Raw genomic sequence first — 23,722 nt, forward strand, 5'->3', positions numbered from 1 at the left:
AGTTCTATCCCGTAAGATAAGTCAGAATGATAAATGAAAACGATTTTTATTTTATTTTCTACTGTCATTTAAACAACTTTTTGTTAGGGGTAAAAAAATGAAAAAACAACTTCGTTGGAAAAATAAAATCGCGATAGTCGCCATAGCACTTGCTTTTATACAGCCAAATGGTGCCGCTTTCGCCGACACCACAGCTGAATCGGTTGTAGCAACTACTTCCCAATCAGTCTCATCTACAACTACCACGGACACTTCTAAAGAAATCAGTCCTACCCTCAGTTCCACTAGTACTGCCAATCAAACTCAGGCTACTAGCACAGATTCAAAAGAATCCAGCACCTCAACCAGCAACACAGCAGAAGAAGAATTAGTCGCACCAGCTGCACAAAGGACTACCATCAGTACTACGTTTGACGCCAACGAGAAAACTTCGTCATCTGAGCCTCATTCAGCGTTTACCATGGCAGATTACGAAAAGAGTTCTGCCTTAGAATTGGCACAAGCAATCCGGGATAAACGAGTAACCAGTGTTCAGCTAGTCCATTTTGCCTTTGAAAAAATTGATGCCTTAGATGACCAAATCCATGCCATGATCACCTTACGTAAAGATAAAGCATTGGCAGAAGCCGCTAGTTTGGAAGATACCGGTCAACCTTTTTTAGGCGTACCAATCTTGATGAAGGGGCTAGGCCATACCATCGCCGGTGGTGAAAATACCAATGGATTAGCCTTCATGGATGGAACGATTTCTAGTAGTAATGGCAGCTTCACCAAAGAATTTGTAAAGGCTGGCTTTATTATTATTGGACAAACAAATTTTCCCGAACTAGGCTTGAAAAACATCACAAACTCTAAGCTGTACGGTCCAACTGGTTCTGGTATAAACCCAGCCTATCAAGCTGGTGGTTCTTCTGGTGGATCTGCCGCAGGCGTTGCAGCTGGCTATGCACCTATCGCTAGCGGTAGCGATGCTGGCGGTTCAATCCGTATTCCAGCCTCTTGGAATGATATTATCGGCTTCAAGCCATCTCGTGGTGTTACCCGCGGAACTAGCGGTAGTGCAACAAATCAAACCGTTCACTTTGCTGAGACTAAAACGATGGACGACACACAAGCCCTTTTTGATATGCTGCTAAGTAAAGACTTACCTAGTCAAACACTCGACCCTACCACTACCATCGCGTACACCACTGCTTCTCCCGTAGGAACGCCTGTTTCTAGTGAAGCAAAGAAAGCCGTGCTGCAAGCGGTCGACTTTTTACAAGCACAAGGGTTCAAAACCGTTGAAGTGGCCTATCCTATTGATGGTGTCAAATTGATGCAAAACTATTATACGATTGGGGCGGGTTCTGTTGGGGTCATTGATTATCTTGCTACCTCAAAGCTTAAGCGACATGTGGAAATAAATGATGTTGACTGGACGACCTGGGCCCTTTATCAATTGTCTAAGGATACAACTAAGGAGGATATTACGGCAGCTTGGACCTCCGTTCAACAAATCAGTGAACAAATGGCCGCTTTTCATGAACAATATCCATTATTTCTGACTCCAACAACTGCTAGCACCGCTCCTTTGGTTAATGATACATTGATGCACGAGGAGGATATTGAAAAAATTAAGACAATGGAAAGCTTGTCTAAAGAAGAAAAGCAGCAGCTAGTTTATGATCAGTGGCTCCCTGCACTTACCTATTCTCCATACACACAGTTAGCTAATTTAACAGGCGAGCCGGCCATTAGTCTACCCACATTTATATCAAAGGATGGTCTGCCACTAGGTATTCAGTTTAACGCAGCCTTGAATAATGATCAGCTATTGCTAACGGTAGGAAAATTATTTGAAAACCAACAGCAATTCCATCAACCAGAAAAGAATGAATCAGAAGACAGTTCAAGTACCCCGTTGGATACGTCTGAAACATCTGACACGACTGACACGACTGACACGACTGACACGACTGACACGACTGACACGACTGACACGACTGACACGACTGACACGACTGACACGACTGACACGACTGACACGACTGACACGACTGACACGACTGACACGACTGACACGACTGACACGACTGACACGACTGACACGACTGACACGACTGACACGACTGACACGACTGACACGACTGACACGACTGACACGACTGACACGACTAGTGTAATGTCTGAAACCCACGTGTCAAGTGATAAAAAGCAAATTACGCCATCAAAAACTGCTTCGAGTTCTACCAACAGTGGTTCATCAAACTCAACAAATACCGCTAAACAAAAAGCAGATAAACAGCCCAAGAAAAAAGCAGATTCCTTACCGCAAACAAATGATACACAAGAAGTGGGACTATCATTATTCGGCGGAATCACAGTTCTATTTACTTTCATTCTATTAAAGCAACGTAAGCGCTAAAAATCAGCTTATTTCCAGTTTACCGTTACTATGCTATCCTTAAGGAAAAAAGGAGAAAATTTATGATTACTTCAACCCTTACTAGCTACCCCGGTAAAAAAGTCACTAAAGAATTCGGTATCATCTCTGGCTTTGATGACAAATTACGGGGAATTCGTACCACTGTCCTAATTGGCGACTACTTGGAGCGAGCTTTGCAGGACTTAGAAAAAAATGCAGCCGAATTGGGTGCCAATGCCGTCTTAGGAATCAGTTTTGCTTTGGCAGACAAAACGCTCCCTGTTGTAATGGGGACTGCCGTTTATCTGGAAGATTTATAGCCACAACTATACTTAAACCGCGCTGATTCGATTGAAATCAGCGCGGTTTTCGTTAATCTATCAGTTTTGTTAGATTCGCCTCGTCCCCTTGTTTCCTTCTATAGAAAGAGTATTCTTACTTAAAGGAGATGATTGTTATGTCAAAAGAAAAAGTCACACTTATGATGGACCAATTGAGCATCGCCTATGCTGATGAGCAAGTCGCAGCTATCTCAGAATTACAAGATATGCTCCTCAATGCAGCCCAAGAATTAGAAAAAACCGATGATACCGGACTGGTGGCTGCCAACTTGACTGGCAAGATTGCTATTTATTCTTTGGGGCATCATAACCAAGTTCCCATAGCAGTCTCAACCCTGTATTACCAAATCAAACGGGATGCTGAAAAGTATAAAGGGATTGCCATTACTGCTATGATGGTGCCTGTCTGGGGCATTTTGTAATTTTCAACATATCCAATTTGTTGGCCGTTGATGAAACTAACAAGCGAGGTGATTTCGTGAATACAACAACATTCATCTTATTCCTAACCTGTATCAGTTTATTTTTGACTTTTGTTGCCATCCGCCAAGGGAAATCAGAAAATAATTCAGAAAAATAACATACGCTCAAGGAGGCGTGCACAGGATGAAACCCAAAGCACTGATTCATAGCTTACTTACCTTTCTCGCACTATTGCTATTACTTGGCTTAATTAACTTTGCCTTTCAAGATCCCTTCTTAACTGGAAAAGATTGGCTCCAAGCATTTTTCATCAGTCTACTAGTTTTTTGTGTCCAATCTTTCAATAAATCAACCTCAGAATAATCTATTTACCTTGAAAATCGGTGGACTTTGGCGTAATTCATATCACTCACTAAATCTACCGAAAAATCATCTAAGTGATACACTGCTGACCATTCTGTCTGCCATTCACCATTCCAAGGGATTTTAACCTTTTCCAGTAGAGACATTGCTTCCGCTGGGGTCCAGCTTTTTTTGGCACTCATGGCGGAAGTTAATGTTTGGTAGCGATCGTGGCCGATGCCCACACCCTCATCGTTGCCTTTCGAAAGCTGGAAATTAGTAGCTCTATCCGTTGGCACCACATTCAACTGCTGACCTGCCCAATCAACGACCACTGACTTCCCTGACTTATCTGCTATCAAAAAGTGATAGGGTTTGCCGGCTGATGAATGCATATCATATTTTTTTAATAACGTAATAGCTTCCTCCGTTGATGCTGCTTTATCAAGAAGCATGCGAACTGCTACCGTCGTCGTAATTGGTGTTTTTCCATTTTGTTGCACAGTTGGTTCAGTCTGCAACTCCAAAACTGAAACACTTAACCCCTTTTCATTGAGACCATCCACAGAACCATACGGGGCCGCCAAAATTGCTAGCTTGCCTTTTAAAGTTTCAGGCATGGTACCTTCCTCTTTCGAAACGCCAAGATGGGCTAAATTAACCATGGAATAGGCAGCATAACCTGCTTTAGGCTCAGTATATAGAAGTAATGCTCCTGCTTTGGCATAATCAAAATTCCGACCTACTAAATTTTCTCCGGTTGGCGTCTTGACCATAAAAGCACTGCAGCCAAACAGATTCTCATTCGTCTCAATAGGATAGCCAAAAAATAACTTTTTCGACAACATTTCTTCCAAATCAGAAACACTCGCCACGCCTTCAGCTAAAACTTCATCTAGTTTATAATCGGCTTTGTAGAGATCTCCCTCAACTTTTTCAATCGTTTGAATCGTTCTGATACGAGTAAATAAAACACTTCCTCCTATGATTAGTAATACTGCTAAACTGGCTAAAACTACTTTGATCCATTTCTTCACAGCTTATCCTCTTTTCAATCTTTTTTTTACACACTGATTGTATTACGCCATGACTTTTGGTTACAATGGTCAATAGTAAGCCAGAGTGTCGACTAACCGACACTTGTTGCCGCTTTTGTCGGATAAAGGAGCCAAGATGACGAAAAATAGTGAAGACCGTCGTGTCAAAAAAACCAGAAAAATTCTGCAAGAAAGTTTAGCTACCTTATTAAGTCAAAATGATTTGCCTACAATCACAATTCGCGCCCTAAGTACGCAAGCAGATGTGCATCGCTCTACTTTCTACGCCCATTACGAGGATATATATGCTTTGTACCACGAAATCGAAGATCAGGTAATTGTCGATTTGACTACTTTAATGACAAAACATGCCACCGCAGAACTAGATACATATTATCAATTACTGTTTAATTACGTAGATCAGAATCGGCTATTTTGTAAAATGCTCTTCAGTAACCACGCTCCTCATAGCTTTTTAGAACGTCTGACTGAATTATTTCAAGGTGCTAGCCTAGAAAGTTGGGCGGCTATTTCCAGTGGTGGCACCGAATCGTTAGCTTATCTGGCGGCCTATCATGTTCAAGGCTGTTTTTCCATGGTGCAAAAATGGACCGCCACAGATTTCAAGTTGCCTAAAGCTGAGCTAACCGAAATGATCGCCATGATTGACCAGCAAATTACGAATGTCTTACAAAATCCGCCTAATAAAATCAGCTAAAGTTCCTTGCCAAATTTTCTGAAAGCAAAAATATGATAATAAAACAGCAAACGCTTCGCTACTCATTCAGCTTTCGAGTAGTGAAGCGTTTGATTTACTTTCAAAATTATGATCAGATATACCGCAATTCATCTTTCATAGCAGTCCTTCAAAGATGCACTGAATAGCACATCTTTCTTGGTCTTATCGATCTTGCAGTGGCAAAATCTCTTGTTGCATCATCTCTGTAAATTCGTTTCGGACTTGCTTTCGATATTTCATCATGGACAATGGTGTATCTGTCGTCAGTTTATAGCGCACGTAGTTATCAGTATTGCGCAACTCTTTTTCACATGAAACTCATAAATCGCACCTAAACAACAATATGCTTTACTCTTATCTCCATCTTACAAAACTGTTCCTTTCTCCCCCGTCATCTCCTGTTATACTCGCTATAAAAGGAGTTGGCGTGATGATTCAACAAACTTGGCAGGAGCTAGAAAAATTATTTGGCCCTAAAGTGGCACAACGGCAAACAGCCTTGATTCTTGCAACCCAAAACTATGCTCAAGCGATTCTTTCAGCAAATGATTCTGAGCGAATCCGTAGTCTTGGTAAGAGACACCTGATGTTAGCGGCTGAAAAGCGTCTGTCCTCTAAGCAACTAACTGCGTTTCTTGGGCATGCGATAAAGTTTGAACGGACCTATTGAGTTCATCCACCTCTTACAGAAGGGAAACCTCCAGATGAAAAACAAATGCTACTTCACACTTTTTATTATAGGTCTCTTACTTTGCCTCATTTCGTCCATTAGTATCTATCAACCATTCATCGAGATACCTATTTGGTTACCGGCTTTGATTTTCATCGTGGGTATTTTACTAGCATCTTTCAGCTCCAAACGTTACAAATAGTGATTTTCATCAGAGAAACTTGCGGCGACTTTCCTCTTATTTACGAGCATAAAAAATGCGTGCTATGTTAGAGTGAAGCTTCCAACATAGCACGCGTTTAGTTATTAATCTTTTTTAGAAGCAGAGCTAGTCGCGTCGACAGCCGGCTTTGCTACAGGTGCGGCAGCGGCTTTAGGTGCAGCTTCAGGCGCTTCCTTTTTAGAAGCGGAGCTGGTGGCATCAACGGCACTAGCGCTCTCTTTTTTAGAGGCGGAGCTGGTAGCGTCAACGTCGCCCACTAATTGTTGACCGGTTTGTTGCAAATACCAGTCGATAATTGGTTTAAAGTCTAAAATGTATTCATTGATACCCATATAGGTGCCATAAGCATCGCGAATCGCTTGATAATTATGCACGATATATTTTTCAGGACCATGTTTTGGTACGTGAACGCGCACGACATCTTGTTTACCAGAGCGCAATTGTTGAATGACCCATTCCACATTTTTATAGGCTTTTTCTGGATGGCATTTTGCCAAAGGATTCCCAGCTTGTCCAGGGACCCGTTTTGCAAACATGTCATCAGGCTCTTTCACATTATTGTAGTAAAGGAATTGATTATTACTGTCTGCGTAGGTTAATTCCATCGGCATCGATTTCAAGAAAGCATCTAGTTGATCAACTGTCAATACGCCCCGGTCTAAGACCACATAGTCACTACCTTTAGCGGCATTAGTTTTTTCCGCTGCTTGTTCCACCCAGTCCTCCGCATACATATCAACATCTTCAATGGTAGAAGCGATTTTGCCGGTTGCGAATAAATCTTCTTTTGGCAATGGTTTTTCTGTGTCTTCCAGTTGAGCCGCTACTTCGACAAAACGGACAAATTTTTGTAATGTGCTTTGTAAAAATTCCACCGTGCGGTTATCTTTGATGGCGCCGTTTTCGTCAAAGGCTTCTTTGACTTTACCCAATAGAAATTCATTACCAGGCATAACAATCGCATTCACACCAGGTGCATCTAAGATTTGACGCAAATGAAGCTGCGCTCTGGAAGAACCTTGATCATAATAAGAGGCCCCTACAATCATCACTGGTTTATTTTCCAAGGGATGAATCTTGAAAGATAACCATTCTAACACTGATTTCAAGGCAGCTGGAATGGTATGGTTATGTTCCGGTGTGGCGATAATAACCCCATCAGCTCGTTTGATTTTATTGTTCAAAATTTGGATAGCTGGTGTGTTGGTAGCATCTTCACTTTGATTGAACAAGGGAACATCCTTGATTTCTAAAATTTCTAGGTCTAACAAATCAGCAAAATTGGCTTGAATAAATTGCAATAGTTTACGGTTATATGAAACTTCGGCGTTTGAGCCAACGATTCCGACGATTTTCATTCTGCATTTCTCCTCTAATTAGATATTTTCCCATGAAAAGTTTTCAGCGGCTTTAAGATTTTCTTGGTGACTCGCCTTTAATTGTCTCGTCAAGGTCACAAAAATCAAAAAGTCAGCGAATAATCCGTCCAATACTTCGACTGCTTCTGCTACTTGTAATTCATTGTTTTCATCAAAAGCGCCTAATGAATGGCTCAATAAAAATTCAGAGCTAGGCATAATACGGGCTTTCAATTCTGGTGCGTCCAAGATTTGGCGCAAATGAGCTTGGGCTCTAGAAGAACCTAATGTGCCATACGAAGCACCGGTAATCATAACGGGTTTATCTACAAATGGATAAATACCATAGGAAAGCCAGCTTAACGCGTTCATCAAAGCGGCTGGGGCAGCATGATCGTATTCAGGGGTCGAGATAATCACGCCATCTGCGGCTTCAATCTTTGCCGCAATTTCTTCTACAATCGCTGGAATTTGACGATCCTCCGGTTTATTGAAAAGTGGCAGATCCCGAATTTCGACGATTTCAATTTCAGCTTGTGCTTGAAAATGATGTGCCATATATTGCAACAGCTTGCGGTTGGTAGAATTGTCCGAATTCGTCCCAACTAAACCAATAAATTTAAACATGAAACGTAACTCCTTTTAGATTAATTTTTGTTGAATCCCAGAAGAAAGCACAACGCCTGCTTCTGTATAGATGATTCCTTCAATAGTAGAAATCGTTTCTATCATAGTTAAGATTTCCTCTTGTGACAGCCCAAACAGCTGTGTGGTATAGATTTCGCCAACTAACGATTTTTCTGAAACAATCGTTAGGCTCAAAAGGTCGTTTTGCATGGGGTAGCCCGTCTGACTATCGAAAATGTGGTGATAATTCGTGCCATTTTGCTGCAAGCTTCGTTCATAAATTCCTGAAGTCACCACGGACTCCTCTTGAATTTGCAAAATGTAATCATAGTTATCGCGGCCCAATTTAGGATTTTGAATCCCAATATGAAACCAGCGGTCAGGTTTATAAAGTGGTGTACCAAAGCTGACCACATTGCCACCTAAATTCAATAACAAGCTTTGCAGTTGATCTTGATATTTTTCAACAATCAAATCAGCAATATACCCCTTTGCCAGTGCACCTAAATCAATTTTCATGCCAGGTCGGTTTAACTTTACCGCTAAATGTTGCGGTTCCAGTAAAATCTCCCGCGGATCAATTAACGGCAGTAAGCGTTGGATCTCTGCCTGACTAGGTACGCGAGCATCTGAAAAGCCAATCCGCCAAGTTTGAATCAAAGGTCCGATGGCAATATTCAGCAGCCCCGGTTGTAAACTCTCGGCTTTGCCCACTTGAATCAAATGAAAGAGCTCTGGCGCCACTTCCACAAAAGCCTGGCCGGCCTGCTGATTGACTTGTGCCAATTCAGAAGTCGCATCATTGGCTGAAAACCGCTTTTCATACACAGCTAAGTCATGAAAAATCTCGACCATGAGTTGTTTTTCCAGCGCATTCCCCGCTGCTGCCAACTTACTTTCCAACGTGACATCAATCACTGTGCCCATCAAATGAATGTTATCCTTTAACATAAGCTACCCTTCTTGATACGCCTTAATCTGTGCCAATAACACTTGATTCTGATTCAACCGAGCAAAGGCCGCGGCATCTTGTAAAAGCTCTTGCACTTTAGCCGGCTCCGCTTGTTGGATACGCGCATTTTGTGCTAATTGAAACTGAATTCGTGCGACATAATACGTCACATGGTGCTCACTACATAGACTGATTCCGTAATGTAAAAGAGCGTCGGCGGCTTGGAACTCGCCCGTCTGACTGTAAAAAACACCCGTATGGTACAGAATATTCAGCACACGCCAAATATCGTGGGTAGAGCTTGCTGGATATCGGGTTACAGCTTGCAGTACCTTGTCAAAATAGACATCTGCTTTTTTGACATCTTGTATTTGCTGGTACGCTAAGCCCATGCCACAAAAAGCTAATAAGGAAAAAATATCATCTGCTACTGGCTCGTTCTCCAGTAAAATCTGGTTAAACCAAAATAAACTGTCAGCAATCTCCTGCTCTAAAGAAATTGCTAAAAAGCCAGATAGATACGCATATTGCTTAGCTAAAGTCGGTTCAGCTTGGATTTTAGTGTCATCAATCGTCGCTAAAAGCTGACGCATCTTTTCAACTTCCATCGTAATCAAATAAAACTCAGCCTGATCTAACGCTTGTATCAGCTCATCATCTTGTCGCTTGGGAAAAATCTCGCCAATGGATAAATTCAAGCGCTCGCATAACTGCAGTAAGATTTTTAGACTCGGCACCTGACCATTATTCTCAAAACGACTTAAAGTTGCCTGCGTACAAATTCCTTGCGCCAGCTCATTTTGCGAAAGATTTAACTTTTTTCTCGCTTCAATAAAGACGGCTATATTCATCCTATTCCTCCCAGCTCATAAAATAGAACGACACATTGTGTCTCTCTTCACATTTCTCACGGTCATATTACGCCTGTGATTTTTCCTTGTCAACGTTTTTATATAAAAATTTATATATTCAATATACAAATAAATATATTGTCAAAAATAGCGAAATTTATTCTAAACAAAGATAAAATTACACATTTTATTAGCGCTGTGGTTATATTTTATTGTTGCTTCACTCAAGTAAACAGTTTCTTGCTCCCTCTAGCGCATTCTGTTTACAGAAACAATGACAAAAAAGAAACACGCATGCTAGATTAGTCAAAAACTAATCAAGTATGTGTGTTTCTTTAGATGAGACTTAATTCATTTGAAATTTTCAACACAGTACCTTTTATCACAAGATGGTACAAGCTAGTCTTGAAAAAAAAGATTTCTATCAAACTTCTGACATTTCTTCATCAAATGCAATCGGATGATTTTTCTTTTTTGAAAAGAAGATAATCATCAATAGATTGCTGGCAATCAATAATATGATAAATAAGCAGGTTTCAAACATTAGCGAACCACCAATTGATATTCCCTCACGCAATGCGCGGATTGAATAAGTCATTGGCAAGAATGGATTAATAGTGCGATAGAAAGCACTACTTAACTCAATGGGGTATGTCCCCCCAGAGCTGGCCAATTGGATTATCATGAAGATAAGCATTAAAAATGAGCCTAACTTTCCTAATAGTAAATTGAATAAAGTGACAATTGACATAAACGTCACAGAAACCAAGACACTAAATAAAATCACTTTGACTGGATGTAAAACTTCCATACCTAAAAAGACCGTCAAGACGAAATAAACCATTAGAGCTTGAAAAATACCCACAGCTCCTAAAATTGATGCTTTGCTTGCCCACCATGCTACACCAGTGGTTGGTTTTTTCTTTGGCGTAAATGCATCAAATAACAGATTGAAAGTTATCGTGCCGATGAATAAGGCGACAGACATCATGTAGGGAGCCATGGCAGTTCCATTGTTCGCCACGGTGTCAAGGTCTTTGTGCGTAGTACTTACAGGTTTTGCTATTGCAATGGCAGCATCCTTTTTCGTGTTAACCTGTTTGATTTTTTCAGCACCAGAGTCCAATTGAGTAGTTATTGAGTGTAAGCCATCTCCTATTTTCTCTAAGGATTGCTGAACTTGTTTCTCTCCAGTAGAAAGTTGCGAACTACCTGTAGAAATTTGTTGGGAACCATTGTCTAACTGCTGAGCACCAGATACTAATTTCTCGCCATTTGCTACTAACTGCCCAGTTCCATTGACTAATTGTACTGAACCATTTTGTAAGGCAAACACACCATCCCCTAAAGCAGGAAGTTTCTGTGTCACTTGCTTTAAGCCAGCTGTCAGCTGTTTTGAACCACGAGTAAGTTCTGTTGATTTTTTATTTAGGTAATTTGCACCATCAGTCAGCTGATGTGCACCTTGGGATAATTGATTAACACCCTCACTTAGAGTAGGCGTTTTTAGCTGTAAATCTCCGATCCCGTTTGTTAACTTCCCTAGTCCCTGACTAATTGTGGCTCCTTGTTCGACTAATTTCTTTGAACCCTGAGTAACTTGTTTGCTTCCGTCTGCTAACTGATGAATACTTGCCACCAGAGTTGGCACACTGCTATCAAGTGCCTTGGTTCCTCGATTGATTTTTTGAATTCCAAGAACAGCTTGACTAGCGATATCATAAAGTCCGTTCACTGCTTTTTCAATTCCTACGCTGGCAGTCTCGCTCACTTGAGTCAGCTGGTCTGCGCCTGCTTTCACTTTAGCGATTTGCGCAACCGGGATTTGCTGTACCGCCGCAAGACTGTTTGATAAATCTTCTAACACTTGCTTTTGAGTAGCTAGTGAAGCGGAAAGCTGGGTAGTATCGACAGATAATTGATGGATAGTATTTAAGGTTTGGCTGCTTTGCCCTTGCATCGTCGATAAAACCAAATTTTTTTGATCTTCATCCAATGTCACACCGCTTGTCAATAACGCCGCAACGACGGCGTTCGCATTGGTGGTTAAATCTGTTTGGTAGTTATCCATAAGTGTCTGTCTTTTGGTTTCAATCTGCTGGCTCAGCTCAGAAACATTTTCTGATACGTTATTCATCTGATTAGAAAGCTCCGTCACAAGATCAGCAACTTGGGTAAGGTTGCTTAAACTACTTAAATCAGTCGTTTCCAAAGTTTTAACGACCTGTGCAAGATAACTCTCGACATTATCTGTATAAGCAATCAGCTGATTCTTTTCCATCTCTGACATTTGAACATTGTTTAGACTAGCCACTAACTTTTCAGTTCCTTCATGCAAAGACTGAACTTGCTGCGGTAGCTGATTGGTTTTTGAAGCTAAGACCTGCAGTCCATCCGAAACTTCCTGAGAGCCGCCACTGACTGATTGGACTCCATTGACGTATTGGTCTACTCCTGTTTTCAACGTCTGCGAACCATTTACTAGCTGGTCAACACCTATAGCAAGAGTAGGTAGCTTTCCAGCTAACTGATCAATACCTTGCGTTAAGTTTGCTGAGCCGTTTGCCACTGTGCTAACCCCATTTGTATATTGATTGACTCCTGTTGCAAGTGTTTGAGAACCATCAGCTAGTCGTCCAAGCCCATTAGATAATTCTGGTACTTTTTCAGCTAAGGCACCAACTCCACTATTCATTTTTTTCGCGCCAGCATTCACTTTTTCAGCGCCAATGATATATTGTTGAAGTCCTTTGCTCAATATTTTGCTCCCGTCAGAAAATTTCAATGAACTGGATGCCAGTTTTATTAAATTATCCGAAAGTACCTGACTTGCTGTATTCAGCTTTGCGGTTCCTTCATACAGTTTTCCTCCACCATTTGCTGCGATTTTCATACCAGTACCAACTTTACCAAACTCTGAAAGTAATGTTTCGCTATACATCTGAGTCACTTGAGTAGATACTTGATCTTTTATCTGCATCATCGCAGAATCTGACATCTTAGCCGCCGTCAAATTAGTGCCTTGAGAGGTTTGATAATCGATCTGCATTTCTTTTGGATGATCATTTAATATAGTCGTTGCATTTTTTGAAAAGTTTGCTGGAATCGTTACAATCATATAATATTTTCCTTTTTCGATTCCCTTTTGCCCTTCTTCTTTAGAGACGAAATGAAAGTCTAAAGCCGCAGTTTGTTTTAATTTTTTGGTTAGATTTTCACCAATGGCAAGCTGTTTGCCTCGATAGGTAATCGGTTGATCTTGATTGACCACCGCAACCGGCAAATGATCAAGATTTCCGTAAGGATTCCACAGTCCACCTAAAAAGATTAGGTTGTACAATGCCGGAATCAAACCGATTATTCCTAAGACGATTAAAAGAAATTTATTTTTGATCAATGCTCGCCATTCTTGTTTTACCATAACTTTACCCTCTTTCTGATTCTTTCTTTTACTTAGCGAAAACAAAACAACAACATGTTGATTTGTAATCTCGGAAATTATATAATCAGGTAAAAGGATAGTCAACCAACAGATTTTTATCCTTTGTCGATTTGGAGGGAAAATATGATGGCGGAGCAGAATTTCAAAAAAAATCAAACAAAGAAAAAAATTTATCAAGCATTGATCAAATTATCTAAAATAAAGTTTATTCGTGATGTGACTGTTTCCGAGTTGTGTCGAACTGCTTCAATCAATCGCTCAACCTTCTATTTACACTATCAAGATATTGATGACTTGATTTTAGAACTGCGGGAAAGAAATATCTATTTCTTTATCGAGAGTGTCAAAGACAAGAAACTTTATCCAAGCTCTATTGATTTATCCGGTAATCAAACTGTCTTTATCGACTACAAAGATCTGGTCGAAGCAATCAAACATGCTGAGAATGAAAAAGAAGTCGTCATGATGCTACTTGGCAAACATGGTGACCCACATTTTGCAACAGAATTAAAAAATGCGATTCGTGAATTATTATCATATTTTCTTCAAGACTATTATCCTCAGCTGAAAAGTAAATTTCCCGATGTACCAGAGGACTATCTATCTATTATTCTCTTCGATACATCAGCTGAAATCATATTGTATTGGATGGAAAAAGGCATGGAGGAATCACCTGAAAAAATCAGTGAAATCATTTCATCCGCACGCATCGTAGGACCGCTAAGTCTTTTATAGATGTTAAGCGTTGCATTATATGAATTAAGAGTGCTTGATTCAACACTAACAGATTTAGCATCCAAATAAATGTAACTCAGAAGCTTTATTCCAGGGGACTCCTTTTGTTTTCTAGCTGAACAAAAATTTTTCTGAAAATTCACCGCAAACAAAAAGGATGAAGCCAATTGGTCTCATCCTTTTTTTGTTGCTAGCAGCATTTGAAATTTTTATGGAGCCGAGGGGAGTCAGTTATATGCGTCTAAAACGCTGATACGCCGCCATTCTTTAAATCGTGGCTGGCAAAGTGGCTGTCAAATTTTCAAAAAAAGAAGTAATTCAAAATCACAAACAAAATGTGATTCCAAACTACTTCAATCATAAATGGAGCCGAGGGGATTTGAACCCCTGTCCAAACGGCTTGCCGCCGAGATATCTACGCTCATAGTCAACTCATTTAAGGATTCGCGCACCAGCTTGCCGAGTGACAGGCATTCTGTTTTGCTAGTCTGATGATCTCTTTTTTAACTTGCAGACGGAAAGTTAAAACGTATCCCACTAAATTTGAGACCCTTACCCGAGCACATGGGCGATGCCGGAAGGATCTACGCTAACTGTTTTTAGGCAGCTAAAGCGTAAGAAAAGTTTTGTTTTTTAGCAGTTATATTTAACTGTAACGTTTTAACGAAGACGTAACCTTCGAAGCGCAATCCCGGATCAAACACCGCCTGTCGAATCCATAACGGCCCCAATACAGAATACTCTTATCGAGCAGAAACAAGTATACCACATAACTCCTTAGTTGGGAAAGACTTGTACCCTTCTTCCACCAAAATCTACAAGATTTTTCGTGTGAAATAAGGATTTTTTGGCTTGAATGTTACAACTAGTTTAAAATCTCACAAAAAGTAGGATATGACTTGATTTTAGTCGGCGGGCGCGTTATGGTGTAGACATCAAAAGACAAGGAGCATGATTGGGAATGGTTGACGATTGGCTGCTATATCTTTTTGCAGCGGGTGTCTTATTGGCACTCATCATTAAGAATGTAGCAGAGGCAAATTTTGGTACTGTGGTTTTTCTTTGTGTGTTGTTACTCGGAGTTAGTGCGACATTATGGTTCACTTTGCAAAATAAGCGGAAAGTCAGAACGGCTTCACAGAAATAGTCATGCGAACGAGAGGAAACTCTCGTTTTTTTGTACTCTTTTTTGTTGTTGCATTTCATTTTCAGAAAATAAGTGCTAGGATAGGACGGGGAGATGATAAAGTTGCAGCATAAATTTCATGAAGCTCGTTCGGTGGGTTTGCTTTTAAGCTTGGTGGGTGGTGCCCTGGATGGTTATACCTACATTCATTTTGACGCCTTCGCCTCCGCCCAAACAGGCAATCTTGTTTTAGCGATTATTCAAGGGTTTGATGGAGAATGGCTTAGTGTTGGTAAAAAATTATTAAGCACTCTGTTCTTTTTCCTAGGTATCTTTCTGGCAAAGTTTTTAAGCCATTATTTTCAAGAAAAACAGATTCCCTATTGGCGTTTGTTTATTTTATATTATGAAGCAATTCTCTTCGCCTTACTAAGCTTAAGCTGGATCAACCAGCATCCGGCTTTAGTCACGATTCTGATTGCTTTTACTGCTTCTATTCAATGGGTTACCTTTGATAAAATCGAGGGCCGTGCTTATACCAACCTCTTTACTACTGGTAATTTAAAAGGTGTTGCCACTAATCTTTATGATTATTTAGCCACCGGTGACCAAGAGGCGTTCCATACTTTCCGCCACTACGTGTGGGTCGTTGTGAGTTTTATTTTAGGTGTGATTCTTTCGGTCTTTTGCTACCACTTATGGGGTAAAAATGCGATTTTACTGATTTCATTCCTGCTGGGTGCTTTAGCAGTGAGTCAGACTATTCAAGTTTGGCGTTTTTATCGTACCAATCCTGCGCTGCGTTAAACGATGCATCCTATACCTCGTTTAAAGTGCGTCTTTTACTCATCATAAAAAAACAGCCGTAAAGAACTGACTACGACTCCAACAATGGATCATGGTAATCAGTCTGTCATGGCTGTTTTTTGCAAGTTGTTATTCTTCTGGTTGCCATAAGAAGCCGTCAAAGGTCTCGCCATCATAGTAGCGTAGTAATTCCTCCATCGAGAGCGCCAGCGTTTTCTCTTCTTGCTCATTTTCTTCTAATAGTCTTGCGCGGTAAGCCGCGTAAATCATCCCTAATTTCTGTAAAACTTCACCGCGGCTATTGCCTTCGGCTGTAATTGTTGGGAGTTCTCGCAAATAGCCGAAATATAATGTCCCGTCTGCAGGGAGTATCACGACATTTAGACCTACCTCTAAAAAATCCTCTTCTGTAAACATCTACTTCACTTCCTATAAGACCAGATTGACCGTGCGCCCTTCCGCATGGACTTTTGCAATCATTGTTTCAAACACCACGGTTACAGGTTCCTCATGATCTAATTTCAACTGGTATTGATTCAATAATGCGCGATCTTCTTCTGAAAACGGACGAATCGAAAACTTGCCCTTCAAGGATAAACTCTGATAACTTTTTTCCCGGTAACAACAAACAGATCCCTTACCATCACGAATAATATTTTCAACACTTTCGCCGTTGCCGTTCAAATAAAATGTCATCATTTGAATCCCATCCCGCTGTAAAGGTGGCGACACGACAATCGTTGTAGGAAAGCCGCGAACATCTATCGTAGAAATCAAAAACGTCTGACTAATCTGAATCAGTTTATGCATGGTTTCATAGGTATTCATGGACAGCACCCCTTTTGCACATTATAACATTATTGCCCCTCTGTCTAAATAACGAAATCAAACTTTTGTCAGAATGTAACCGTTTCGCATCATTGGTGTATTCTTTTGTAAAATAAAGTGTTTTGTAACAACATGTAAGCCATATTAGTTGCAAGTTTTTCTACATGGTGCTAATCTTAATAGTGGAATTTCGTTATCGGCAAACCTTTCGGACCAACTATTGAAAGGAGAATTGAAGATGACTTATACAACTTATGCTCAAACTTATCGTATTGCATTAGACACAACGCATCAATTATTTATGGCAATTGATATCCATGATGAAGCACGTGTTGGCTACGGCGCTACGATCGAACAAGCAGTGGCAGAACTAAAAAAATCATATTAAGGAGTAATCTCTAATGGAGGAAGCTAGTTCAACCCGATAGAGGTATCTGTAGGAAAAAATTCTCACAGATACCTCTTTTTTTGTGCCCTTAAACGTATTTATAGGTGACCAAATCCTTGATTTCCCGCTGTTTCTTTAGTTTTATGATAAAATTAAAAATAAATTAAATATAACAAAAGTTATCGCTTTTATCATTATAATGAATATGCTATTATACTTTCAACAGGAAAATTAAAATCCAATGAAGGAAGTGTTAAAATTGAACAAAGAAACAATTGCATTAGGGAAAAAATACGAGTGTCAGCCGGTAGGATTACAGCGGACTGTTGTCGGTGAAGTAGTGAAAAAAATGGATAACTGTGTGGTTATTTGTGTTGAGAAATATGATGGTGTTGACTATGACACGATTATGGAAAAATTTGGGAAAGTCGTTGCTAAATATTCTGAGATTAAAGCGCCAGTTGTCGCAGATTGCTTCTTTAGTTAATTTCGTTTGACAATCGCATAACAGTTGTCTAGAATATACAAAGTAGTCGTAAGACTTGCGGAAGTGGCGGAATGGCAGACGCGCACGCTTCAGGCGCGTGTGAGCTTAGCTCGTGTGGGTTCAACTCCCATCTTCCGCATTATTTAAACAAGGGATGACGTTCCCTGCAAACTATCTGTAAAAAGATTGACGACGTCTATCGTATGCGTGCGATAGACGTTTTTTGCTGTTTTACGCTAAAATGGTGTTATATCAGAAAGGATGTGGCCTTATGACGATTCTTATCCGGGCGATTATGCCTAGCACTAGCGAAGATTCTTCTGCCGCCTTGAAAGCTTTACAATTGTTTGGCGCACGAGACAATGCTGGTTTCACAATGTATGCCAGTGATTACTATGTCCTCGGACAGGGTGCTCTCAACTACCCCATCCTTGAGGACGAAGCTTTCAACCAGTCGTTGGTGGTATTAGACACAATCGTAAACAAGGAAGATCAGACTGAAATCCTTACAGACTTGAAAGCAGCTTTCGGTGAACAACTACCAGTAATGGTGATAGGAGGAAGTAAAATGGAGGCAACCCACTATGCTTTGACGATTTATTTTAAAGAAAAGGAACATCTTTTCAAAAAGGAACGCTATGAAGAAATCTTAGCTTATTTGAAAGAGCAGAACGCTTTATGGTCTACCGCCTTTAAAGGCCTTGCTGGTTGTGGACGGGACCATGTGTTTCACGAGCCGGTATTGGCAGACTCTGAGTACACACCTTGGGTCATCCAATCTATTGTTCTAGCTGAAAATCTAACCACCATCATCGCTGGCTTAAAGGATTTACTGAAGGCTGACGGTGAACTTTTCTACGAACCTGTCATGAAAGCTTGAGGTGAAGTAAGATGAATTACCTAATTGTTGCTTTATTTGGTTTTTTAGGTGGGAATCTTCGCTATTTTTTAGGTATGTGGATTCCTAAAATTGGTGATTTTCCCTTACCGACATTAGCCATCAATCTATTAGGCTGTTTTCTGTTTACTTTTTTAGCCAAAAATTATCTCGTCTCCAAGAAGGCAAGTGAGCGTCTGATTTTAGGTGTGGGTACGGGCTTTGTTGGCAGTCTCACTACCTTCTCTTCGTTTGCGCTAGATGTCAACGCCCTTCTATTAGTCCATCAATACGGGGCAGCTTTTCTCTATGCTGCCATTAGTTTATTAGGTGGTTTGCTATTTGTCTATTTAGGTACACTGGTTCGTTTTCCCAGCAGTGTCCGTCATTAAGGAGGTCTTGGGAAAATGTGGGAATTTATTTTTGTCGGTCTTGGCGCTAGTGTTGGTGCCATGAGCCGCTATGGCTTGAGTCAATTCATGAATCGAATACTTCATACGAAATTTCCCTTAGCAACATTTTTAACGAATATCAGTGGGAGCTTTTTGCTAGGCTTATTGTTTGCTATGCACTTTTCCGATTCCATTTATCACGGTTTGGGGGTCGGGGCTTTAGGTGGCTATACCACCTTCTCCACCTTTAATTTTGAATTACTCAGCTTGTTGCAACGGCAAGATCATCGCCGCTTTATGCTTTATTTTGCCGGCAGTTTTTGTGGCGGACTTGCCAGCTCCTTTTTAGGAATTTTACTTGGAACATGGCTACACCAATAAACGTCATGGAAAGCTTACCGGCAAACTTTCTATGACGTTTTTAGATTATCTTCACATGAAAAACAAGACGGACTCAAAACCAACAGTAATTTTGAGTCAGTCTTGTTTTTCTATACGTCTATCCTTTTTAAACTATTTATTGCTTAGATTCCTACTGATTACAAATCCTCTGTTTTGAATTCAGTATATCCTTCATAATAATAGCTGGCACAATCCCCTTAAAGAATGTTTCAAGGTCATCAATTTTGTTTGTTAAGGCAGCTTTCAATAATTCTTTAATGGGCAGGTCATTCACAGGGCTAATAATCATTGCTGAAAGATACCTGTCTTTATCTCCTTCATTCCAATCTACAATTTGTCCTATTTCTTTCTTCAATATCTGATTCATCCAAATTCGAGTAGCACGTCCATTGCCTTCAGGTAATGAGGGATCAAGATTTCACCTGGGAATAATCATATAGTTTTACAGAATGGAATTTAACTTTTCCGAAATTGCTTACATAAAATCAACTCATACTCAGTTCCTGATAATGTAAATCCACCAATCGAATGATATCCTAAGCTATAATAAAAATGTTGGGCAGTTTCTTCAGCTACAGTCGAGGTCATAACCTCTTTATACCCTTTCATTTTCATATCTTCTTCCCATCTACAAACCAACCTCGTTCCATATCCTTTTCCTCGATAGGCTTCATCAAAAAACAGCATATTCATAAATGGAATTTCATCCCAGAAAAAATTGTATCTTAACCAACCAACAATTTTTTCCCCTTCAGTAACCACATATACTTGTTCCAATAAAACCAATTCATCCAACTTTGTTTCTGTAACATGTACATCCAGCCTATTCAAAGTGGTTATATCTTTCTCTTCCGCTTTACGAATCTCCATACGCCCATTCCTTTACTAAATTTACCTTTATACTCTGAGTATAACAATTCTCATTAGATTACAATATAGCAATTAGCTATAACTTATATTTTACATTAACATTAGTACCACGGTTGAATACTATTAAAAACATATCCGCTACCTATGCTTACGGCCGCAAAAAAACAGTTTGAAATAAACGATTTTTTCGTTATTTCAAACTGTTTTTCCTTAAGCAATTGTCACAAACGCTCTTTATTTTTTAGGGAACCGTGCTAAGCCAGCATAGCCGGCTAGTTCTTCTTCAATCCGTAAGAATTGGTTGTATTTTTCAACTCGTTCACTACGGGCCATTGAACCAGTCTTGATTTGACCTGCATTCATCGCCACGGCGAAGTCCGCAATAAAGGTATCCCCGGTTTCACCAGAACGGTGAGAAATCATCGTGTTATAGCCATTCGCCCGCGCCATTTTAATGGCATCAATTGATTCAGAAACGGTGCCAATTTGGTTGAGCTTAATCAGAATCGCGTTAGCCACTCCTTTTTCGATTCCTTCCTTAAAAATCTTAGGATTGGTTACAAAAATGTCGTCTCCTACTAATTGAATTTCTTTCCCCATGACTTCAGTTTGTTTCTTAAAGCCGTCCCAATCATGTTCAGAGAAACCATCTTCAATAGAAATAACAGCGGGATATTTTTTAACTAAATCTTGGTAATAAGCCAACATTTCGTCAGAGGACATTTCTTTGCCTTCAAACGTGTATTTGTGCGTTTCATCTGAATAAAATTCACTAGAAGCTGGGTCTAAGGCAATCGCAATTTCAGTACCTGGTTGATAGCCTGCTGTTTCAATCGCTTTGATCAAGGTTTCAATAGCGGCCTCTGTAGAAGGTAATTTTGGTGCAAAGCCTCCTTCATCGCCGACAGCTGTTTCATAGCCAGCATCAGCCAAGATTTTTTTCAAGGTATGATAAATATTGGCTACTTTTTCAACGCCATCGCGGAAGCTCTTACGTTCAACTGGCGTGATCAAAAATTCTTGCACGTCGATGCCAGAATCAGCATGGACACCACCATTGATTACATTAAAGAAGGGTTGTGGCAATTCTAAATCCACACCACCTAAGTAGCGGTATAACGGAATTCCTTGGCTAGCGGCGGCGGCGCGGGCAACTGCCATGGAAACACCTAAAATCGCATTAGCACCTAAACGGCCTTTGTTGGGAGTACCGTCTAATTCAATCATAATATGATCGACATTGGCTTGATCAAAAGGCGAAACACCTTTTAACGCTTCATTGATTTCAGTATTCACATTATTCACTGCTTTTGAAACGCCTTTACCTTGTAGACGGTCACCACCATCGCGTAGTTCAACGGCTTCACGGTCACCTGTTGAAGCACCACTTGGCACTTCGGCCCGGCCTAAAGTACCATCTGATAAAATGACATCTGCTTCCACGGTTGGATTGCCACGTGAATCAAAAATTTCCCGGGCTTTTACTTGTTCAATTACTACTGTCATGTTGTTCTCCTCCTTAAATATAAAAAGCGCCTGCTGTTAGATAAACTCTTGTACGTCCAGCACAAAAAAACTTATCTTACAACAGGCGCCATCAGCTAATTTTAGCGGTTATCGGGAGCACCATCCCTTACAAGAAATATGATAGCGCGAAAGATTTTTTTTAGCAACTAAGAGCCCTCAAACTTATTCTGCCTCCGTTGCACTCCATTTGTGAAAAGCCTCGATCTGAACAAAACGAATCTCATCATACCTGACTTGCTGGCGGGCAATATACAGCCCTTCTTCATCATAACCCGTAATTTTCCCCACTAAATCTGGGCGATAATGACCTTCCAAATCTACTTCCTCTTTCTGTAGACGAATCTGTAAATCTTTCGTTAAGGCCTTTTCTAAACAAGCTTCGATATCAGCCTGACTCATGCGCGGGTGTTGTTCCGGATAGTCAAACGCTTCTGCTCGCTCCATCTGTGCTGAGTGTTCAGACAGATAAAAGCCCGCCCATTTGACCATTCCTCGGTCCTGATAGTGTTTGAAATGTTCTTCTAAATTACTCACTGTAACCCCTCCATTCCACCGGCATGTCCTCCCACCAAATTCACTCGGCTAATGGCCGTCCCCCCAGGTAATAATGAGTTCGCGTGGATCAAGGCGACGTATCCATATTTTTGCCGAATCCGGTCAATCAGTTCATCTAGCTGTGCTTTTCGGATTGCCTCTTCTGGGTCAGAAAAAAGATCAAGCTGTAAGTTCCCATGAAAAGATAATTTGGAACAACTAATGCCAATATGACGAATTGCCTGTTTTTGCCAATGCTGGCGAAATAGGTGTACACAATATTCGCCCAACTGAATACTTTGGTTCGTTAAGGGGATTTTTAACTGATGAGAAAATCCACCTTGCGTTTGTTGATACCCTTTAGAAAAGCCAATATACAAATGAACGCATTCAGTTTGGCAGTGATGCTTGCGCAAGCGGCTCGCCACTTGATCGGCAATCTCACGAATCACGATTTCAATTTCTCCTTGGCGACTATAATCACGAGTCAAGACTTGTGAATTACCAAAAGACTTTTCCTTGGCTGCAACTTTTTGGGGCACGCGGCTGCGGTCGATCCCCCAAGCATGAGCGTGAAGCTGTTCACCTATGACGCCCAGTGAATCACGCAAACGAGCCACCGGATAATGCGCCAAGTCATTGACGGTCTCAATGCCAATACGCGCCAAGCGTTTCGCCATCCGCGAACCGATGCCCCACATCTCCGTAATCGGATCAATCTGCCACACCGTTTGCGGGACGTCTTGATAGCGCCATTCGGCAATAAATTCCGGACTATGTTTTGCACCATTATCCAAGGCTAACTTTGCCAATAAAGGATTGTCGCCAATCCCAATCGTCACCACGAGCCCGGTCTCTCGTTTAATCCGTTGCTGGATTAGCCGTGCCAATGCTTTGGGACTTTCTGCAAAGAGATGATAACTGGCAGTCACATCTAAAAAGCTCTCGTCAATCGAATAGATATGTAAATCCTCATTTGCCACATACTCTTGATAAATCTGATTGATGCGTTCATTTTCTGACAAATAGAGGCTCATGCGGGGTGGCACAATCACCAGATCTGGATGATCTGGCAAGGCATACTTACGAGTCACATTACTGATTCCTAACTGTTTTTTAGCTTCTGGGGACGAAGCCAAAACCAAGCCACCAGCATTTTCCGCGTAGCTCATGACTACCAACATTTTCGTCAAAGGATCCCAGCCTCGTTGCACACACTCGACAGAGGCAAAGAAGCTCTTCACATCAATACAAAAAACATCCCGGCGCGGTTCTTCTGCATAGTTGTATTCATCCATCGCTCCCACTCCTTCGAATCCATTATACAAACATACGTT

27 protein-coding genes, 1 tRNA gene, 1 other RNA gene and 1 riboswitch are annotated in these 23,722 nt (G+C 40.8%); of the genes, 15 read left to right on the forward strand and 14 right to left on the reverse strand.

The genetic code is table 11. The features are described 5' to 3' along the window. Nucleotides 1-97: 97 nt before the first annotated feature. The 4 genes from ECA01S_RS02285 to ECA01S_RS02300 all read left to right on the forward strand — a co-directional run bounded on the left by ECA01S_RS02285 (nucleotide 98) and on the right by ECA01S_RS02300 (nucleotide 3,534). On the forward strand, nucleotides 98-2,407 hold the full coding sequence (locus ECA01S_RS02285) for an amidase family protein (RefSeq protein ID WP_067390442.1): 2,310 nt from the start codon (nucleotides 98-100) through the stop codon (nucleotides 2,405-2,407). Nucleotides 2,408-2,469: 62 nt separating this feature from the next. Then, entirely contained in the window at nucleotides 2,470-2,727 is a 258-nt protein-coding gene (locus tag ECA01S_RS02290; RefSeq protein ID WP_067390445.1) for a heavy metal-binding domain-containing protein, read from the forward strand. 137 nt (nucleotides 2,728-2,864) lie between these two features. Beyond that, nucleotides 2,865-3,170 carry a bacteriocin immunity protein gene (locus ECA01S_RS02295; RefSeq protein WP_067390448.1) on the forward strand — a complete coding sequence of 102 codons (306 nt, stop codon included), beginning with the start codon at nucleotides 2,865-2,867 and terminating at the stop codon, nucleotides 3,168-3,170. A gap of 184 nt (nucleotides 3,171-3,354) precedes the next feature. Beyond that, a complete protein-coding gene (locus tag ECA01S_RS02300; RefSeq protein ID WP_067390451.1) occupies nucleotides 3,355-3,534 on the forward strand; it encodes a hypothetical protein in 180 nt (59 codons plus the stop codon). Nucleotides 3,535-3,539: 5 nt separating this feature from the next. Here the strand turns inward: ECA01S_RS02300 and ECA01S_RS02305 are convergent, their stop codons facing one another. Further along, on the reverse strand, nucleotides 3,540-4,550 hold the full coding sequence (locus ECA01S_RS02305) for a linear amide C-N hydrolase (RefSeq protein ID WP_067390454.1): 1,011 nt from the start codon (nucleotides 4,548-4,550) through the stop codon (nucleotides 3,540-3,542). 136 nt (nucleotides 4,551-4,686) lie between these two features. Between ECA01S_RS02305 and ECA01S_RS02310 the strand changes: the two genes are divergently transcribed. Further along, nucleotides 4,687-5,268 (forward strand): TetR/AcrR family transcriptional regulator, encoded by a 582-nt coding sequence (locus tag ECA01S_RS02310; protein ID WP_067390456.1) that lies wholly within the window; start codon nucleotides 4,687-4,689, stop codon nucleotides 5,266-5,268. A gap of 451 nt (nucleotides 5,269-5,719) precedes the next feature. After that, entirely contained in the window at nucleotides 5,720-5,959 is a 240-nt protein-coding gene (locus tag ECA01S_RS02315; protein ID WP_067390459.1) for a hypothetical protein, read from the forward strand. A gap of 306 nt (nucleotides 5,960-6,265) precedes the next feature. On the opposite strand, the gene ECA01S_RS02320 is transcribed toward ECA01S_RS02315, so the two are convergent. The 5 genes from ECA01S_RS02320 to ECA01S_RS02340 all read right to left on the reverse strand — a co-directional run bounded on the left by ECA01S_RS02320 (nucleotide 6,266) and on the right by ECA01S_RS02340 (nucleotide 13,391). Further along, nucleotides 6,266-7,540 (reverse strand): NAD(P)H-dependent oxidoreductase, encoded by a 1,275-nt coding sequence (locus ECA01S_RS02320; protein WP_067390462.1) that lies wholly within the window; start codon nucleotides 7,538-7,540, stop codon nucleotides 6,266-6,268. Nucleotides 7,541-7,558: 18 nt separating this feature from the next. After that, nucleotides 7,559-8,167 (reverse strand): NADPH-dependent FMN reductase, encoded by a 609-nt coding sequence (locus ECA01S_RS02325; RefSeq protein WP_067390465.1) that lies wholly within the window; start codon nucleotides 8,165-8,167, stop codon nucleotides 7,559-7,561. A gap of 15 nt (nucleotides 8,168-8,182) precedes the next feature. Further along, a complete protein-coding gene (locus tag ECA01S_RS02330; RefSeq protein ID WP_067390468.1) occupies nucleotides 8,183-9,118 on the reverse strand; it encodes an FAD:protein FMN transferase in 936 nt (311 codons plus the stop codon). Between the two features lie 3 nt (nucleotides 9,119-9,121). Further along, complete coding sequence (locus ECA01S_RS02335) at nucleotides 9,122-9,970, reverse strand: helix-turn-helix domain-containing protein (protein ID WP_067390471.1); 849 nt, start codon at nucleotides 9,968-9,970, stop codon at nucleotides 9,122-9,124. 424 nt (nucleotides 9,971-10,394) lie between these two features. After that, nucleotides 10,395-13,391 (reverse strand): YhgE/Pip domain-containing protein, encoded by a 2,997-nt coding sequence (locus ECA01S_RS02340; protein ID WP_067390474.1) that lies wholly within the window; start codon nucleotides 13,389-13,391, stop codon nucleotides 10,395-10,397. A gap of 147 nt (nucleotides 13,392-13,538) precedes the next feature. Between ECA01S_RS02340 and ECA01S_RS02345 the strand changes: the two genes are divergently transcribed. Next, entirely contained in the window at nucleotides 13,539-14,147 is a 609-nt protein-coding gene (locus ECA01S_RS02345) for a TetR/AcrR family transcriptional regulator (protein ID WP_067391104.1), read from the forward strand. A gap of 361 nt (nucleotides 14,148-14,508) precedes the next feature. On the opposite strand, the gene ssrA is transcribed toward ECA01S_RS02345, so the two are convergent. Beyond that, nucleotides 14,509-14,876: a transfer-messenger RNA gene (gene ssrA, locus ECA01S_RS02350) on the reverse strand. Between the two features lie 232 nt (nucleotides 14,877-15,108). Here ssrA and ECA01S_RS02355 point away from each other — a divergent pair. Next, nucleotides 15,109-15,294, forward strand: coding sequence for a hypothetical protein (locus ECA01S_RS02355; protein WP_067390477.1), 186 nt, complete (start codon nucleotides 15,109-15,111; stop codon nucleotides 15,292-15,294). 93 nt (nucleotides 15,295-15,387) lie between these two features. Beyond that, nucleotides 15,388-16,080, forward strand: a complete 693-nt coding sequence (locus ECA01S_RS02360) for a YoaK family protein (RefSeq protein ID WP_067390479.1) — start codon at nucleotides 15,388-15,390, stop codon at nucleotides 16,078-16,080. A gap of 129 nt (nucleotides 16,081-16,209) precedes the next feature. Here ECA01S_RS02360 and ECA01S_RS02365 read toward each other — a convergent pair whose 3' ends face one another. Both ECA01S_RS02365 and ECA01S_RS02370 read right to left on the reverse strand, forming a co-directional pair. Next, a complete protein-coding gene (locus ECA01S_RS02365) occupies nucleotides 16,210-16,497 on the reverse strand; it encodes a hypothetical protein (protein WP_067390482.1) in 288 nt (95 codons plus the stop codon). 12 nt (nucleotides 16,498-16,509) lie between these two features. Further along, nucleotides 16,510-16,908: a pyridoxamine 5'-phosphate oxidase family protein gene (locus ECA01S_RS02370; protein ID WP_067390485.1), complete on the reverse strand. Its 399-nt coding sequence runs from the start codon at nucleotides 16,906-16,908 to the stop codon at nucleotides 16,510-16,512. A gap of 238 nt (nucleotides 16,909-17,146) precedes the next feature. On the opposite strand from ECA01S_RS02370, the gene ECA01S_RS14300 reads away from it, so the two are divergent. The 6 genes from ECA01S_RS14300 to ECA01S_RS02395 all read left to right on the forward strand — a co-directional run bounded on the left by ECA01S_RS14300 (nucleotide 17,147) and on the right by ECA01S_RS02395 (nucleotide 19,433). Further along, nucleotides 17,147-17,296 (forward strand): hypothetical protein, encoded by a 150-nt coding sequence (locus tag ECA01S_RS14300; protein ID WP_169792746.1) that lies wholly within the window; start codon nucleotides 17,147-17,149, stop codon nucleotides 17,294-17,296. A 259-nt stretch (nucleotides 17,297-17,555) separates the two neighbouring features. Then, a complete protein-coding gene (locus ECA01S_RS02375) occupies nucleotides 17,556-17,783 on the forward strand; it encodes a hypothetical protein (protein ID WP_067391107.1) in 228 nt (75 codons plus the stop codon). 57 nt (nucleotides 17,784-17,840) lie between these two features. Continuing rightward, a tRNA-Leu gene (locus ECA01S_RS02380) sits at nucleotides 17,841-17,922 on the forward strand. 132 nt (nucleotides 17,923-18,054) lie between these two features. Continuing rightward, the gene (locus ECA01S_RS02385) at nucleotides 18,055-18,663 is read left to right on the forward strand and encodes a DUF190 domain-containing protein (RefSeq protein WP_067390487.1); all 609 of its coding nucleotides are present in this window, start codon (nucleotides 18,055-18,057) and stop codon (nucleotides 18,661-18,663) included. An 11-nt stretch (nucleotides 18,664-18,674) separates the two neighbouring features. Then, nucleotides 18,675-19,052 (forward strand): fluoride efflux transporter FluC, encoded by a 378-nt coding sequence (locus tag ECA01S_RS02390; RefSeq protein WP_067390491.1) that lies wholly within the window; start codon nucleotides 18,675-18,677, stop codon nucleotides 19,050-19,052. A gap of 15 nt (nucleotides 19,053-19,067) precedes the next feature. Further along, nucleotides 19,068-19,433: a fluoride efflux transporter FluC gene (locus ECA01S_RS02395; protein WP_067390495.1), complete on the forward strand. Its 366-nt coding sequence runs from the start codon at nucleotides 19,068-19,070 to the stop codon at nucleotides 19,431-19,433. 151 nt (nucleotides 19,434-19,584) lie between these two features. Here ECA01S_RS02395 and ECA01S_RS02400 read toward each other — a convergent pair whose 3' ends face one another. The 5 genes from ECA01S_RS02400 to ECA01S_RS02420 form a co-directional block, all read right to left on the reverse strand. Next, nucleotides 19,585-19,821, reverse strand: coding sequence for a hypothetical protein (locus ECA01S_RS02400; protein ID WP_067390498.1), 237 nt, complete (start codon nucleotides 19,819-19,821; stop codon nucleotides 19,585-19,587). Nucleotides 19,822-19,910: 89 nt separating this feature from the next. Then, complete coding sequence (locus ECA01S_RS02405; RefSeq protein WP_067390501.1) at nucleotides 19,911-20,324, reverse strand: GNAT family N-acetyltransferase; 414 nt, start codon at nucleotides 20,322-20,324, stop codon at nucleotides 19,911-19,913. A 234-nt stretch (nucleotides 20,325-20,558) separates the two neighbouring features. Further along, nucleotides 20,559-21,830 carry a phosphopyruvate hydratase gene (eno, locus tag ECA01S_RS02410; RefSeq protein WP_067390504.1) on the reverse strand — a complete coding sequence of 424 codons (1,272 nt, stop codon included), beginning with the start codon at nucleotides 21,828-21,830 and terminating at the stop codon, nucleotides 20,559-20,561. Between the two features lie 75 nt (nucleotides 21,831-21,905). Then, nucleotides 21,906-21,967: riboswitch (Fluoride riboswitch) on the reverse strand. Between the two features lie 46 nt (nucleotides 21,968-22,013). Then, a complete protein-coding gene (locus tag ECA01S_RS02415; RefSeq protein ID WP_245631188.1) occupies nucleotides 22,014-22,385 on the reverse strand; it encodes a hypothetical protein in 372 nt (123 codons plus the stop codon). Then, nucleotides 22,382-23,683, reverse strand: coding sequence for a Y-family DNA polymerase (locus tag ECA01S_RS02420; RefSeq protein WP_067390507.1), 1,302 nt, complete (start codon nucleotides 23,681-23,683; stop codon nucleotides 22,382-22,384). Before ECA01S_RS02420 ends, ECA01S_RS02415 begins: the two co-directional genes overlap by 4 nt. Nucleotides 23,684-23,722: the final 39 nt, after the last annotated feature.

Origin of the sequence: Enterococcus canis NBRC 100695, from assembly GCF_001544375.1 — a bacterium.
In the GTDB taxonomy this organism is placed as follows: Bacteria; Bacillota; Bacilli; order Lactobacillales; family Enterococcaceae; genus Enterococcus_H; species Enterococcus_H canis.